The following is a 14,100-nucleotide window of genomic DNA, read 5'->3' as shown; positions in this document are numbered from 1 at the left end:
CTCAGAAACCTCCCTGTAAGCCAAGATTGACGCGATCTCTCAGTTCTTTGCCGGGCTTGAAGTGCGGAACATACTTACCCGTAAGCTCCACCGCATCACCGGTCTTGGGATTACGCCCACGACGCGGCTCTCGAAAGTGCAGAGAAAAGCTGCCAAAGCCGCGAATTTCAATTCGGCCACCACTGCTTAATGAATTCGACATCTGCTCAATCACCGTTTTCACTGCTAGCTCTACATCCTTGGTAGACAGCTGGCTTTGCTTGAGGGCGATGGCTTCTATGAGTTCGCTTTTAGTCATTGTGGGTCGGCCTCAGTCTTTTGTAACTCCGCTTCATGGCGGACTTAGGGCAATGATGGGAGCAGCACTTCACCGCTGGTAGCTCAACACTGCCTTTGGAGTCATTGTGTACGCTTCCCGGAAATCACGCAACGTCTTATTTTTTATGGAAAATTTACACTTCGCCGAAAAAGTTTTAAAGCTCTTGGATAGCTAAGCTAAGGATCATCCACAAAAAAAGGGCCCTAAAAAGGGCCCCTCATTCGAACAACGCTGATTAGGCGCTGATCAGTAGGTCAAGATCACTGACCGCTCATCTGAGCCTTGATCAGATCACCGATAGTACCGGGTGATGAAACCTCATCAGCATCTTTCAGAGACTTAACAGCCTCTTTCTCGTCATCAAAGTCCTTCGCCTTAATCGACAGCGCTACGCCACGATTCTTACGATCAGCAGAGATAATCTTCGCTTCAACCGTATCGCCGACCTTGAACAGGCTGCGTGCATCTTCTACGCGCTCACGGCTAATATCAACCGCCTTGAGAATGCCTTCGACTTCCTCTGCCAGTTTGATGGTCACAAACTTGGGATCAACTTCGATCACTTCGCCCGTTACAATGCTACCGCGATCGTTTACCGCAATGTAGTTACTGAACGGATCATCTTCGAGTTGCTTAACGCCCAGTGAGATGCGCTCGCGCTCGGGATCAACCGAGAGGATAACCGTCTCGATTTCATCGCCTTTCTTGTAGTTACGTACGGCTTCTTCGCCAGTCTCATTCCAGCTGATATCAGACAGGTGTACCAGTCCGTCGATATTGCCATCGAGGCCAATAAAGATACCGAAATCGGTGATGGACTTGATGACGCCGGAGATACGGTCACCCTTAGTGGCGCCAGAGGCGAAAGCGTCCCAAGGATTCTGCTGGCACTGCTTGATACCCAGCGAGATGCGACGACGCTCTTCGTCGATATCCAGAACCATGACTTCAACTTCGTCGCCGAGCTGAACAATCTTGGACGGGTGTACGTTCTTGTTGGTCCAATCCATCTCAGATACGTGTACCAGACCTTCGACACCCTCTTCGATCTCAGCAAAACAGCCGTAATCGGTAAGATTGGTGACTTTAGCCATCACGCGGCTACCTTCTGGGTAGCGACCAGTGATCTCAACCCAGGGATCTTCACCCAGTTGCTTAAGACCCAAGGAAACACGGTTACGCTCGCGATCGAACTTAAGAACTTTAACATCCAGTTCCTGACCGACTTCTACAATCTCGGATGGATGCTTAATACGCTTCCACGCCATATCAGTGATGTGCAGAAGACCATCAACACCGCCCAAATCAACAAAGGCGCCGTAATCAGTGAGGTTCTTAACCACACCCTTAATAGACTGACCTTCCTGGAGACCGGCAAGCAGAGCGTCACGCTCAACACTGTTAGCCGCTTCCATAACCGCGCGGCGAGAAACGACAACGTTGTTACGCTTCTGGTCGAGCTTGATGACTTTAAAGTCCAGCTCTTTGCCTTCGAGGTGTGCTGTGTCGCGTACAGGACGGACGTCCACAAGCGATCCTGGAAGGAACGCACGGATAGTATTTACATCAACAGTGAAGCCACCTTTGACCTTGCCATTGATAACACCCTTGACCACTTCTTCAGCGGCAAAGGCTGCTTCGAGATCTTTCCAGGACTCGGCACGCTTGGCTTTTTCACGGGACAGCTTGGTCTCACCAAATCCGTCTTCAACCGTTTCCAGCGCAACCTGCACTTCGTCACCAATGCTCAGGTTGCATTCACCCGCCGCATCAATGAACTGCTCCCGGGGAATGACACCCTCGGACTTGAGGCCCGCATGCACGGTGACCCACTCATTGTCGATATCGATTACCACACCAGTGACGATGGCGCCGGGCTGCATATCGACGGTCTTAAGGCTTTCTTCAAAAAGATCAGCGAAGGATTCGCTCATTACGTAGTTACCTATATGTTGGGTTGGCGCTAAGCGCCTGCCGCTCCTCCAGCAGGAACGACTCCTGTTTCAATTAAGCCTTGGTGAAACGGTACTGGATCAAGCTTCACCAAAAGCAAACAATTCAAGAGATTTACGTCGGCGTAAACCCGGGGATTCCGCAACAGGACATCAACTGATCAGCTGCCTGTGACGTGCTTCCCGGAGTACGGTGTCAAGCACCGTACTTGCCGAAATACCCGTGCTATCAATGACTAAGGCATCATTAGCGGGTATCAGCGGGGACTCCTCTCGATTCCTATCGCGAGCGTCCCGCTCCTCGATGGTCTCAAGAAGGCGCGCGAGGGTAACACTTTCGCCTTTTTCCATCAACTGAAGGTGGCGCCGCTCTGCCCGAGCTTCGGCACTCGCTGTGAGGAAGATTTTTAGGGGTGCATCGGGGAAAACAACGGTACCCATATCCCGGCCATCGGCTACGAGGCCCGGGGCCATAGCCATCTGCCGCTGGCGCTCAAGCAAAGCCGCACGAACACCGCCCATAGCAGCGACCTGAGATGCCGCGGCACTGCAGGACTCTGTGCGAATCGCCAGACTGATGTCCTCGCCGTTCAGCAAGACCTGCGTTAAACCCTCTGCCGCCGGAACAAACTTCAACTTAAGGCCACGAGCGATACTCGCGACCGCCAACTCATCGGTTACTTCAGTCGCGCTGATTAGAGCAGCGAGCGCCGTCACGCGGTAAAGCGCACCGCTATCCAGCATATGCCAGGCCAGCTGACTCGCCAGACTGTAAGACAAAGTCCCCTTTCCAGCGCCTCCAGGGCCATCAACAGTGATTACCGGCATACTCACTCGCCAGCGTCTCGAGCTGCGATCTGCAGACCGAGGCCGCGAGTCAGGGAGTCAAAACCCGGAAAGGATGTCGCCACGTGATCACAGTCTAATATTCTGATCTGCGCCTCAGAGCGTAAAGCCGCCACCGCAAACGACATCGCGATACGATGATCATGGAAGGTCCTGATAGTCCCCCCGGACAGAGTGCCGCCTTCTATGATGATTCCATCGTCGAGAACCTCATTGCTAATGCCAAGCGTCGTTAAGCCCTCAGCCATACTGGCGATACGATCACTCTCTTTAACCCGCAGCTCTTCCGCGCCGCGCAGGACGGTCCGTCCCTCAGCACAGGCGGCAGCTATAAAGAGTACGGGGAATTCATCAATCGCAAGAGGCACGAGATCCCGAGGGATATCGATTCCCCGCAGCGCTGCGGATCGAACCAGAATATCGGCTACGGGCTCGCCACCAATCTCACGCTCGTTGCTCAGAGTGATATCTGCACCCATCAGTCGCAAAATACTAATCACACCGGTACGGGTGGGATTGACTCCAACATGTGTCAGCAGCAACTCTGAGCCTGGCGCAATACTCGCGGCGACCAGCAAAAACGCGGCCGACGAAATATCTGCTGGGATATCGATTTCACAGCCACGTAGTTCGCCTCTGCCACGTAGTCTGGTAGCACCATCCAAAGACTCAAGCTCGTAGCCAAAGCCGCGCAGCATCCGCTCTGTGTGATCTCGAGTGGGAGCTGGCTCGGTTACCGATGTTTCACCATCAGCAAAGAGCCCCGCGAGCAGGACACAGGATTTAACCTGCGCACTGGCCATGGGCAAATCGTAATGAATGCCCCGTAGTTTCGATCCTCCGGCAATTCGCAATGGCGGCCTACCACCATCACCGGCCTCAATAGAAGCCCCCATGCGCGTGAGCGGAGTAATCACTCGCTGCATCGGTCTTCCCATCAAAGAGGTATCGCCGACAAGCTCACTAGCAAAATTCTGCCCCGCGAGAATGCCCGCGAGCAATCGCATGCTGGTACCTGAATTACCCATATCCAAACTGGACGATGCTGCCCGAAGCCCGTCAAGGCCCACACCCTGAATGCGCAGCGCGCCTTTTTTTGGGCCATCAATCGCTACACCCAGGGCACGAAAAGCAGCCACCGTTGCCAGTGCATCTTCGCCCTGAAGAAAGCCAGTGACAGAGGTTTCGCCAGTCGCCAAGGCACCCAACATTACGGAGCGATGCGAAATGGACTTATCACCGGGAACGCGTGCCTCGCCGTGAATACTGCCTCCGGGGGCTACCAAAAATTCCACGCTGTGTTATCTCCTTTAAATCGGGTGAAGTTCGCTGTTCGAGCCCGACACTATAGCCTGCCAGCATTGCTCAAATAGTGCCGCTGTCACGCATCGCCAAATCTCTGGCGAACTCATCTCTGGCCGTCTTTGCGGATCGAAATCTCCGCTCCAAGGCGACACCATCACGATCTGCAATCGATGTGCGCAATGCATCGAGGTGTGTACAAAAATCGTCCATGGCGGCCAGCAATGCATCTCGGTTTGCCAGCGCAATATCGCGCCACATTACCGGATCACTGGACGCGATTCGCGTGAAATCCCTAAAACCCCCAGCAGCAAAACGAAAAATATCATCCCGAATCGGTGACTTGGCAAGCGCATCGACCAGAGCGTAGGCGAGCACATGAGGTAAGTGGCTAGTGGCGGCCAGCACACGGTCATGCTCATCCACGTCCATGCATTGCACGGTAGCCCCTGCCGCTGTCCAGAGCTGCTGTACAAGCCCCAGAGCCTGAGGATCCGCGTTCGTATCCGGCGTAAGAATGACCCGATGACCCTCGAACAAGCCAGCATCAGCCGCCGTTACACCCGAGCGCTCGGAACCCGCAATGGGATGCCCCGGCACATATAAAGCAGCCGCCTCCGGAGCCGAAGCCGCTACTGCCCGATAGAGGTCGCCTTTAACACTGGCAACGTCAGTGACGCAGATCGTGCCCCCGGGGGACTTTAGCATCTCCAAAATGAGACTTTCACAGGCCTGCGTTGGGGCCGCCAGAACCGCGATATCCACTGATTGCATGAGCGCTGCAATACTGTCTGCCGCGGAATCAATAACACCCAAATCCCCTGCGCGCCCTAGGACCGAGGAATCGATATCCCAGGCCGTAATCGACGCTGCAAAGCCTGCTTTCTTTAGCGCAAGTGCAAGAGAGCCGCCAATAAGTCCGAGCCCAACAAAGCCTATTCGATAACGCCTGGAATCACTCACAGGAGGGGCTCAAAGCACGCCACGAGGGTAAGACCCCAGAGGCTTGAGAAGAATCGACTGTTCCTCGAGTTCACGCATGATTTCGAGTACCGCCGGGTCCTGCACATGCCCTTCGAACTCAATAAAAAAGACGTAGGCCCACTTTTCGGTTCGTGAGGGCCGGGTATCGATACGTGTGAGACTCACACCATGCCTGCGAAAGGGGTCCAGCAGCGTAAACAGTGCGCCGGGTTTATTACGACTAGATACAACGATAGACGTCTTGTCCTGACCGCTGGGCGGCACTTCGTTGCGCCCTATAACCAGAAACCGCGTGGTGTTGTCTGCAGCATCTTCAATATGCTCGGCCAGCCGATCAAGATGATAAGCCTCAGCGGCCATGTCTCCCGCAATAGCAGCCGTGCCCGAATTCTCGGCTGCCATGCGCGCAGCCTCACCATTGCTACTCACGGCCAGACGCTCGATCTTTGGCCAATGTGCATCAAGCCAGTTACGACACTGAGCCAGTGCTTGCTGATGAGCACAGATTCGCGTCACGTCGTCCATGTGGGTTCCGGGGGACGCGAGCAAGTGATGGCTGATGCGCATCTCCACCTCACCCGCGATTTTTAGCGGCGAATCAATAAAGCTATCCAAGGTGTGACTGACCATGCCCTCGGTAGAATTTTCGACCGGAACGATGCCGAAGTTGCAGTGCCCCGACTCTACTTCAGAAAACACACTGTCGATGGTGACCTGAGGCACGCAAATAGCGGCATGACCAAAGTGCTTTAGCGCCGCGGCCTGCGTGAAGGTACCTTCAGGCCCGAGATAAGCTACCTGCAGAGGCTTTTCGAGCGCCAAACAGGCCGACATGATTTCGCGAAAAACGTGGGCAACCGTCGGACCCTCAAGCGGGCCGCTATCGCGCTCCATAATCCGGCGAAGCACCTGCGCCTCACGCTCCGGGCGGTAGTAGACCACTTCCTGGTCAGCCTCTCCCCTCGCCCGGGCTGCCTGCACTTCATCAAGCTTAATGGCCGCGACCCGCTGGGCACAGCGCGCACGCTCCGCGATCAAGGCCTGAATCTTGGCATCCACTGCATCGATATCGGCACGCACCTGAGCGAGATCACGATCATCAGCCTTAGTATCGTGAAGGTCGTCAGTCATAGCTTTTTGGCTCCCGGGGTACGCGACATGGGGGTACGTCTGCAGGGGATGGGCATAAGGATTCGCTGACGCCTAGCCGTGCTGGCGTTCAAAGTCCTGCATGAATTCGATCAAAGTATCGACCGCGGCCTGGGGGATTGCGTTGTAAATACTCGCGCGCATACCGCCTATAGAGCGATGCCCTTTGAGATTTAACAAACCCGCTTCATCGGCGTTCGCAAGAAACAGCTTTTCGAGCGCTGCATCTGCAAGCGTGAAGGGCACATTCATCCATGAGCGATCAGCGACTGCCACGGGATTTCCGTAGAACTCACTTCTGTCGATGGCAGCATACAGACTCGTCGCTTTCTTTCGATTGCGCTCGGCCATCGAGGCTAAACCGCCTTGGGACTCGAGCCACTCAAACACCAGCCCTGCGAGATAAATAGAATAGGTCGGCGGCGTGTTCAGCATAGAGCCGGCCTTGTCAGTCACTTCCCAATTCATCATGGAAGGACAGCTACTCATCGCCCTACCATAGAGCTCGCGACGCACGATGAGAATGACCAGTCCCGCGGGACCAATATTCTTTTGTGCACCCGCATAAATGACGTCGAAATCATCGACAGCCAATGGGCGAGATAGCAGCGTAGAAGACATATCGGCAACGATGGGTGCCTGACTCTTGGGCATCCAATGAAACTCGATACCGTCGATGGTTTCATTGGGTGTGTAATGCAGGTAAGCAGATTCATCGGCACTCAACCACGCGTCCTGTAAAGGTATCGCCCGGGGGAGCTCTTTGGAGGCCGCCGCGATCTCTACAACATCGCCATAGCGCTTGGCTTCGGCCATCGCCTTGACCGACCATTGCCCTGTATTCACGTAGGAAAAAGATTTATCGCCCGCACCCAGATTCAGCGGCACCGCTGCAAATTGAGATGACGCCCCGCCCTGAGCAAACAACACGGCGAACTCATCGCTGATACCCAACAAGCGACGCAAGGCCGCTTCTGCGGCATCAACAGTCTCCACGACCTCTTTAGAGCGGTGACTCATCTCCATGAATGACATGCCGGTACCATGCCAATCGAGCATCTCCTGCGCAGCGCACTCCAGCACCGCCTCAGGAAGTACCGCCGGGCCGGCGCAAAAATTATAGGGCCGAGTCATTAGTCGTCGCCGTTCTCAATGCTGTCAGTACTGTCAGTACTGTCAGAGCTGTCGCTGCTGTCAGTGCCACCTTCGGCTTCGACGCTTTTCGTGCTTTTAGCGCCTTCCGTACCTTCGATGCCTTCAACAAGGGCCTCTTCGCTCTCGACAATGCGTTCAACCTGCACCAGCGTCTCACCTTGTTTGGTGCGAATAATGCGCACACCCTGCGTGTTTCGTCCAAGCTGCGACACCTGATCGCACTGAGTTCGCACCAGGGTACCCTGGTTAGAGATCAGCATAAGCTCATCACCGCTAAACACCTGCAGTGCGCCTACCAAACGCCCGTTACGCTCGGAGCTGGCCATCGCAATTACGCCCTTACCCCCGCGCCCTTTGGCGGGGAAGTCATCAACAGCCGTTCGCTTTCCGTAGCCGTTCTCACTCACGGTCAATACCGTGCCTGTGGCATCAGGCACCAGCAGCGAAATCATGTGATGCCCGTCGGCCAGATTTATGCCTCGAACACCTCGACTTGCCCGGCCCATAGGTCGCACAGCACTCTCTGCGAATCGCGTGGCCTTACCTTCACTGGAGAACAGCATCACATCTTGATTGCCGTCAGTAATAGCAGTACCCACGAGAACATCGTCATCACCCAGAACAATGGCCCGCAGGCCGGCAGAACGGGGTGCGAAGCTCGTAAGATCGGTCTTCTTCACATAGCCGTTGGCGGTAGCCATAAAGATAAAGCGGTCATCTGTATGCTCCTCAAGAGGCAGGATAGATGTTACGCGCTCGCCCTCGTCCAGCTGCAGGAGGTTGACCATGGGGCGCCCACGAGAGGTACGTCCGGCCACCGGAATCTGATAGACCTTGATCCAATACACCTTCCCTAAGTTACTGAAACACAACAAGGTGTCGTGAGTATTGGCAATCAGGAGGTGTTCAACGAAGTCCTCGTCTTTTACAGACAAGGCAGCCTTACCCATGCCGCCGCGACGCTGCACCTGGTACTCCGCTAAAGGCTGGGTCTTTGCATAACCGCCGTGGGAAAGCGTCACCACCCGGTCCTCAGGTGTAATCAGGTCTTCTGCGGTAAGGTCTTCCTGGGAGTCGCGAATCTCGGTGCGACGCTCATCACCAAATTCCACAGTTATTTCTTCGAGGTCTTCGCGAATCACAGTCAACAGGCGCTCAGCATCCTGCAAAATATCCAGCAGATCGGCTATTTCAACCAATCTGTCCTGATATTCCTTAAGCAGCTTTTCATGCTCGAGCCCCGTAAGTCGGTGAAGTCGTAAATCCAAAATCGCCTGGGCCTGGGTCGGAGACAGACGATACTCACCGTCGTGCAAGCCGTAGAACGCCTCAAGCTCATCCGGACGACAAGCTTGGGCACCGGCACGCTCAAGCATGCTCGTCACATCGCCGGGCATCCAAGACTGCGCCAAAAGGCTCTCACGCGCTTCTGCCGAACTTGGCGACGCCTTCACCAGCTCAATCACTCGGTCAATATTAGCCAGGGCAATAGCGAGTCCTTCCAACACATGACCGCGATCTCTCGCCTTACGGAGTAAATACAGTGTGCGGCGGGTAACCACCTCACGACGGTGCCTTAAAAAGGCTTCAAGAATCTCTTTTAGGTTCAGAACCCGCGGCTGGCCGTCAACCAAGGCCACCATATTGATACCAAAAACGTTCTGTAATGAGGTCTGCGCATACAAGTTGTTCAGGACAACATCGCCGATCTCGCCTTTTCGCAGCTCGATGACTACTCGCAGACCATCCTTGTCTGACTCATCCCGAAGCTCGCTGATACCCTCAAGCTTCTTTTCCTTAACCAGCTCGGCGATACGCTCAATAAGGCGCGCCTTGTTCAGCTGATAGGGAATCTCATGAATGATGATGGTGTCACGGCCAGTCTTTTCGTTGGTAATGACCTCGGCTTTGGCACGCACGTAAATTCGGCCACGCCCGGTACGGTAGGCCTGCACAATGCCTGCCCGGCCGTTGATGATGGCGCCTGTAGGAAAATCAGGCCCCGGTAAATAGCGCATAAGATCATCAATGGTGATCTCTGGGTCGTTAATCAGCGCCAGGCAGGCATTAACCACCTCCCGCAGGTTGTGCGGTGGAATGTTAGTGGCCATGCCCACAGCGATGCCGGATGAGCCATTAACCAACAAATTAGGCACGCGGGTGGGCAACACCACAGGAATCTGCTCCGTGCCGTCGTAGTTATCGACGAAATCAACGGTATCCTTGTCCAGATCAGACAGCAGTGCATGAGCGATTTTGGACATGCGGATTTCGGTGTACCGCATTGCCGCGGCCGAATCACCATCCACCGAGCCAAAGTTTCCCTGCCCGTCGACGAGCATGTGGCGCATGGAAAACGGCTGCGCCATGCGTACGATTGTGTCGTATACCGCGGAATCCCCGTGGGGGTGGTATTTACCGATTACGTCACCCACGACCCGCGCCGACTTTTTATACGGCTTATTCCAGTCGTTGTTCAGCTCGTTCATAGCAAACAGAACGCGCCGGTGCACGGGTTTAAGTCCATCACGAACATCAGGAAGCGCCCGTCCAACGATGACGCTCATCGCATAATCCAGGTAGGACTGCTTGAGTTCGTCCTCAATCGTGACGGGAGAGATTTCTCTCGCTAATTCACCCATAAATCGCCTTGAAGTCGTGTTAGGTCGTTGGAGTTTTGTGACGCTCAGGACGCCACGCCGCAGCGCCCCAAAACAGCCGGCAAGTATACCTTTTCAAAGCCCCTCAAAGCTATGCCCAGAGGCAGGCAAAAGCTGAGCTCAGCAGCATCCATTTGGCGCGCTATAATCCGCCCGCACGCCCCTCCGCTGCGCCCATTGCACTCTTGAGATCACTAGCATGAACCAGCCCACTCTCACGGCCGACTTCATCATCCAGCCCGGCTGGATTATTTCTATGGAACCTGGCGAAGCTGTTCTCAGCGAGCACGCTATTGCCGTTGAAAATGGTCGTATCAAGGCGGTCCTGCCGAACAGTCAACTGCCTGACGACCTCGGCATCGAGCGCCTGGAACTCCCGGAGCACGTTGTTTTACCGGGACTGGTCAATGCGCACGGGCATGCCGCTATGAGCCTGCTTAGGGGCTTTGCCGACGATCTACCGCTCATGCCGTGGCTCGAAAACCACATCTGGCCCGCTGAAACCGCACATATGAGTGAGCAGTTCGTGCACGATGGAACATCCCTGGCAATGGCCGAAATGCTTCTTTCAGGCACCACCACTTTTTGCGACATGTACTTTTTCCCTGAGGTTGTCGCAGCTCTGTGTAGGAAGACCGGAATGCGAGCGCAACTGGCAGCACCCGTGTTAGATTTTCCCACAGCCTATGGCGAAGGCCCTGACGACTACATAAGCAAAGCTCTGGCTTTGCGGGACGACTGCAAAAACCTCGATCAATTGCACGTCGCTTTCGGCCCTCACTCGCCTTACACAGTATCCGTACCGACGCTTGAGAAAGTTGCCCTGTTCGCCGCGGAGCTGGATATGGGCGTGCACATTCACTTACACGAAACCGCAGGTGAAGTACTCAGCGCTGTGGAAGCGACGGGAGAGCGGCCCCTGGATACGCTCAGACGTCTGGGACTCCTTGGACCTCGCACCCAATGCGTGCATATGACCTCGCTAGGAAAGCAAGACATCGCCAGTCTTGCCGAGACCGGAGCGCAGGTTATCCACTGCCCTCAGTCAAACATGAAGCTCGCATCGGGCACCTGCCCCGTGCCGGAACTGCAGGCAGCGGGAGTCAATGTAGCTCTGGGCACCGATGGCGCTGCCAGCAATAACGACCTCAATATGTTCAACGAGATGCATAGCGCTGCCCTCTTGGCCAAACTCAGCAGTGGCGACCCTACGGCAATGTCAGCGCATCGCACCTTGCATATGGCAACATTGGGCGGCGCCAAGGCACTGGGCCTTGATCAGGAAATCGGCAGCATTAAGCCCGGCAAGCAGGCTGACCTCATCGCGATTAATCTGTCTGCACCCGCGACCCAGCCACTCTATAATCCACTTTCGCAACTGGTTTACGCCTGCACGGGCGGCGAGGTCACGCATAGCTGGGTAGCCGGTCAAGCACTGCTACAGAATCGCCAACTCCTGACGCTGGATTTAGAAGACACCCTGGAGCGAGCAAAACACTGGGGCCGTAAGATCAGCGCAACCCCTCAATAACGCGAATATTGGACGCCTAACGAACATGACAATGACTCGAAGCCTAAACGTAGATGACGCGGAAATCGCCAAGTTCGAGGCCCTCGCTGCGCGGTGGTGGGACATGGATGGCGAGTTCCGCCCCCTACACGAAATCAACCCACTGCGGGCCAACTGGATAGACAGCCGCTCCCCGGTTGCGGGCCAACGCTTGCTCGATGTCGGTTGCGGAGGCGGCATCCTGGCAGAATCCATGGCCCTGCGCGGCGCAGAGGTCACCGGCATCGACATGGGTGAAGGCCCGCTTTCAGTCGCCCGTCTGCACCAACTTGAGTCTGGCGTGGACGTACACTATCAGCGAATTACCGCCGAGGAGTTTGCTGAAGAAAAATCCGCGCACTTTGACGTCGTGTGCTGCCTGGAAATGCTTGAGCACGTTCCCGACCCCGGCGCGGTGATCAAAGCCTGTGCTGACATGACGCGACCCGGTGGCAATCTGTATTTTTCTACTATCAACCGGAACCCAAAAGCTTTTTTGTTTGCCATCGTTGGCGCCGAGCACATCCTGCGACTACTCCCCGCAGGGACCCACGAATACGGGAAGTTTATCCGTCCCTCGGAGCTCGCTCAGTGGCTTCGCGACGCGAACCTTCAACTCGAAGGCATGACGGGGCTGGTCTACAACCCGCTGAGCAAGCGCTATCGCCTGAACCCCAGCGACGTATCGGTTAATTTTATGGTGCATGCGAGCAAAGCCGCATGATGCATCCGGGCGCTCAATTGCGTGCGGTAATTTTTGATCTGGACGGCACTCTTATTGATACGGCGGACGATTTCATACCCGCAGTGCAGCAACTCCGCTCGGAGTGCGACCGACCACCCATGGAAGCCCAACGCATACGATCCAGCGTCTCCAACGGCTCCCGAGCATTGGTGAGAATTGCTCTGGACATAGACGAAGAAGCCCCGCACTTCGAGGCGCATCGCCAACGTTTACTGACCCTCTATGCCGAGATACTTGGACATCATGCGGCGCTCTACCCAGGTGTGGCAGCGTTGCTGCAACAACTAAACGATAAGAATGTCGCCTGGGGCATTGCCACCAACAAACCTCGGGAGTACACGATACCGCTGCTGGAAAAACTCGGTCTGACACCCGCTAGCGTCGTCTGCCCGGATGACGTCGCTCAAGCCAAACCACATCCAGAAAGCCTTGAGAAAGGCTGTCGCGAACTACGCTGCGGGATCAGAGAGGCGATTTATCTGGGCGATCATTTACGTGACATCCAGGCAGGCCAGCGCGCAGGCATGTACACCATCGCCGCAGCTTACGGTTACATCGAATCCGGTGACAGTGCGCACAGCTGGGGCGCTGATGCCGTAGCACAGCGCAGTGAGGATCTTCACGGACTACTATTTCCCCAAGAGGAGCAAGCCTATGTCTGATCAACAAATGGTTGGAATAGGGATTCCACCGGATTACCAACCCGCGGCCAATGCGCTACTGGGAAAAACCATACTCGTTACCGGCGCAAGTGATGGCATCGGCCGCAGTGCAGCACTGAGTTTTGCTGCCCACGGTGCAACCGTGATCCTCTTGGCAAGGAATGTTGAAAAACTCGAGGCGGTCTACGACCTGATTGACGCGGCCGGAGGCCCTCAACCTGCTGCCATTCCCTTTGATCTCGCTCAGGACAACGAAGAAGCCTTTATCGAATTGGCGCGCGTGATTGAAGAGCAGCTAGGGAAGCTCGATGGGATGCTTTTGAATGCCAGCATCCTCGGCCAACGCCGGGCGCTGGAGCAATCTGCATGGAACGACTGGCGGGATGTCCTGCAACTCAATGTTCACAGTCAGTTTCTGACAGCCAAGTGCCTAATGCCCCTTCTACGGGAAGCACCCAGGGCCTCCGTGGTATTTACGTCGTCAGGTGTTGGACGCACCGGTCGAGCCTACTGGGGCGCCTACGCTGTATCCAAGTTTGCCACCGAGGGCATGATGCAGGTGCTTGCCAGCGAAACAGAAAACACCAGCAACGTGCGCGTGAATTGCATCAATCCCGGAGCGACCAATACCGCGATGCGTCGCAACGCCTACCCGGCCGAAGAGCCCAGTAGCAACCCGTCGCCCGACGCTATAATGCGCAGCTACTTGTACTTGATGGATGACGCCAGTACGGGCAAAACCGGGTATAGCTTTAACGCGCAGTAACATCCGGCAGG

General features: G+C 55.4%; 12 protein-coding genes. 4 read left to right on the top strand and 8 right to left on the bottom strand.

The features are described from left to right. Position 1 precedes the first annotated feature (1 nt). The 8 genes from ihfB to gyrA all read right to left on the bottom strand — a co-directional run bounded on the left by ihfB (position 2) and on the right by gyrA (position 10,349). On the bottom strand, positions 2 to 298 hold the full coding sequence (ihfB, locus tag ACI9KD_RS00770; RefSeq protein WP_414979227.1) for an integration host factor subunit beta: 297 nt from the start codon (positions 296 to 298) through the stop codon (positions 2 to 4). Between the two features lie 281 nt (positions 299 to 579). Beyond that, a complete protein-coding gene (gene rpsA, locus ACI9KD_RS00765; protein WP_414979226.1) occupies positions 580 to 2,253 on the bottom strand; it encodes a 30S ribosomal protein S1 in 1,674 nt (557 codons plus the stop codon). A 171-nt stretch (positions 2,254 to 2,424) separates the two neighbouring features. Continuing rightward, positions 2,425 to 3,099: a (d)CMP kinase gene (gene cmk, locus ACI9KD_RS00760; RefSeq protein ID WP_414979225.1), complete on the bottom strand. Its 675-nt coding sequence runs from the start codon at positions 3,097 to 3,099 to the stop codon at positions 2,425 to 2,427. A 2-nt stretch (positions 3,100 to 3,101) separates the two neighbouring features. Continuing rightward, entirely contained in the window at positions 3,102 to 4,412 is a 1,311-nt protein-coding gene (gene aroA / locus ACI9KD_RS00755; RefSeq protein ID WP_414979224.1) for a 3-phosphoshikimate 1-carboxyvinyltransferase, read from the bottom strand. Between the two features lie 70 nt (positions 4,413 to 4,482). Beyond that, positions 4,483 to 5,382 carry a prephenate dehydrogenase gene (locus ACI9KD_RS00750; RefSeq protein ID WP_414979223.1) on the bottom strand — a complete coding sequence of 300 codons (900 nt, stop codon included), beginning with the start codon at positions 5,380 to 5,382 and terminating at the stop codon, positions 4,483 to 4,485. Between the two features lie 9 nt (positions 5,383 to 5,391). After that, positions 5,392 to 6,534, bottom strand: coding sequence for a prephenate dehydratase (gene pheA, locus ACI9KD_RS00745; RefSeq protein ID WP_414979222.1), 1,143 nt, complete (start codon positions 6,532 to 6,534; stop codon positions 5,392 to 5,394). Between the two features lie 72 nt (positions 6,535 to 6,606). Beyond that, the gene (gene serC / locus ACI9KD_RS00740) at positions 6,607 to 7,686 is read right to left on the bottom strand and encodes a 3-phosphoserine/phosphohydroxythreonine transaminase (RefSeq protein WP_414979221.1); all 1,080 of its coding nucleotides are present in this window, start codon (positions 7,684 to 7,686) and stop codon (positions 6,607 to 6,609) included. Further along, positions 7,686 to 10,349, bottom strand: coding sequence for a DNA gyrase subunit A (gyrA, locus tag ACI9KD_RS00735; protein ID WP_414979220.1), 2,664 nt, complete (start codon positions 10,347 to 10,349; stop codon positions 7,686 to 7,688). Before gyrA ends, serC begins: the two co-directional genes overlap by 1 nt. Positions 10,350 to 10,566: 217 nt before the next feature. Here gyrA and ACI9KD_RS00730 point away from each other — a divergent pair, with 217 nt between their 5' ends. Genes ACI9KD_RS00730 through ACI9KD_RS00715 form a run of 4 tightly spaced genes read left to right on the top strand, consistent with a single transcriptional unit; the run spans position 10,567 to position 14,089 of the window. Then, positions 10,567 to 11,898, top strand: a complete 1,332-nt coding sequence (locus tag ACI9KD_RS00730; protein WP_414979219.1) for a TRZ/ATZ family hydrolase — start codon at positions 10,567 to 10,569, stop codon at positions 11,896 to 11,898. 31 nt (positions 11,899 to 11,929) lie between these two features. After that, a complete protein-coding gene (gene ubiG / locus ACI9KD_RS00725) occupies positions 11,930 to 12,640 on the top strand; it encodes a bifunctional 2-polyprenyl-6-hydroxyphenol methylase/3-demethylubiquinol 3-O-methyltransferase UbiG (RefSeq protein WP_414979218.1) in 711 nt (236 codons plus the stop codon). Beyond that, the gene (locus tag ACI9KD_RS00720; protein WP_414979217.1) at positions 12,637 to 13,323 is read left to right on the top strand and encodes an HAD family hydrolase; all 687 of its coding nucleotides are present in this window, start codon (positions 12,637 to 12,639) and stop codon (positions 13,321 to 13,323) included. The genes ubiG and ACI9KD_RS00720 overlap by 4 nt, the downstream gene beginning before the upstream one ends. After that, complete coding sequence (locus tag ACI9KD_RS00715; protein ID WP_414979216.1) at positions 13,316 to 14,089, top strand: YciK family oxidoreductase; 774 nt, start codon at positions 13,316 to 13,318, stop codon at positions 14,087 to 14,089. Before ACI9KD_RS00720 ends, ACI9KD_RS00715 begins: the two co-directional genes overlap by 8 nt. Positions 14,090 to 14,100 lie beyond the last annotated feature (11 nt).

The organism is Congregibacter sp., assembly GCF_047617445.1.
Classification (GTDB): Bacteria; Pseudomonadota; Gammaproteobacteria; order Pseudomonadales; family Halieaceae; genus Congregibacter.
This window is presented reverse-complemented; position numbering and strand designations above follow the sequence as displayed.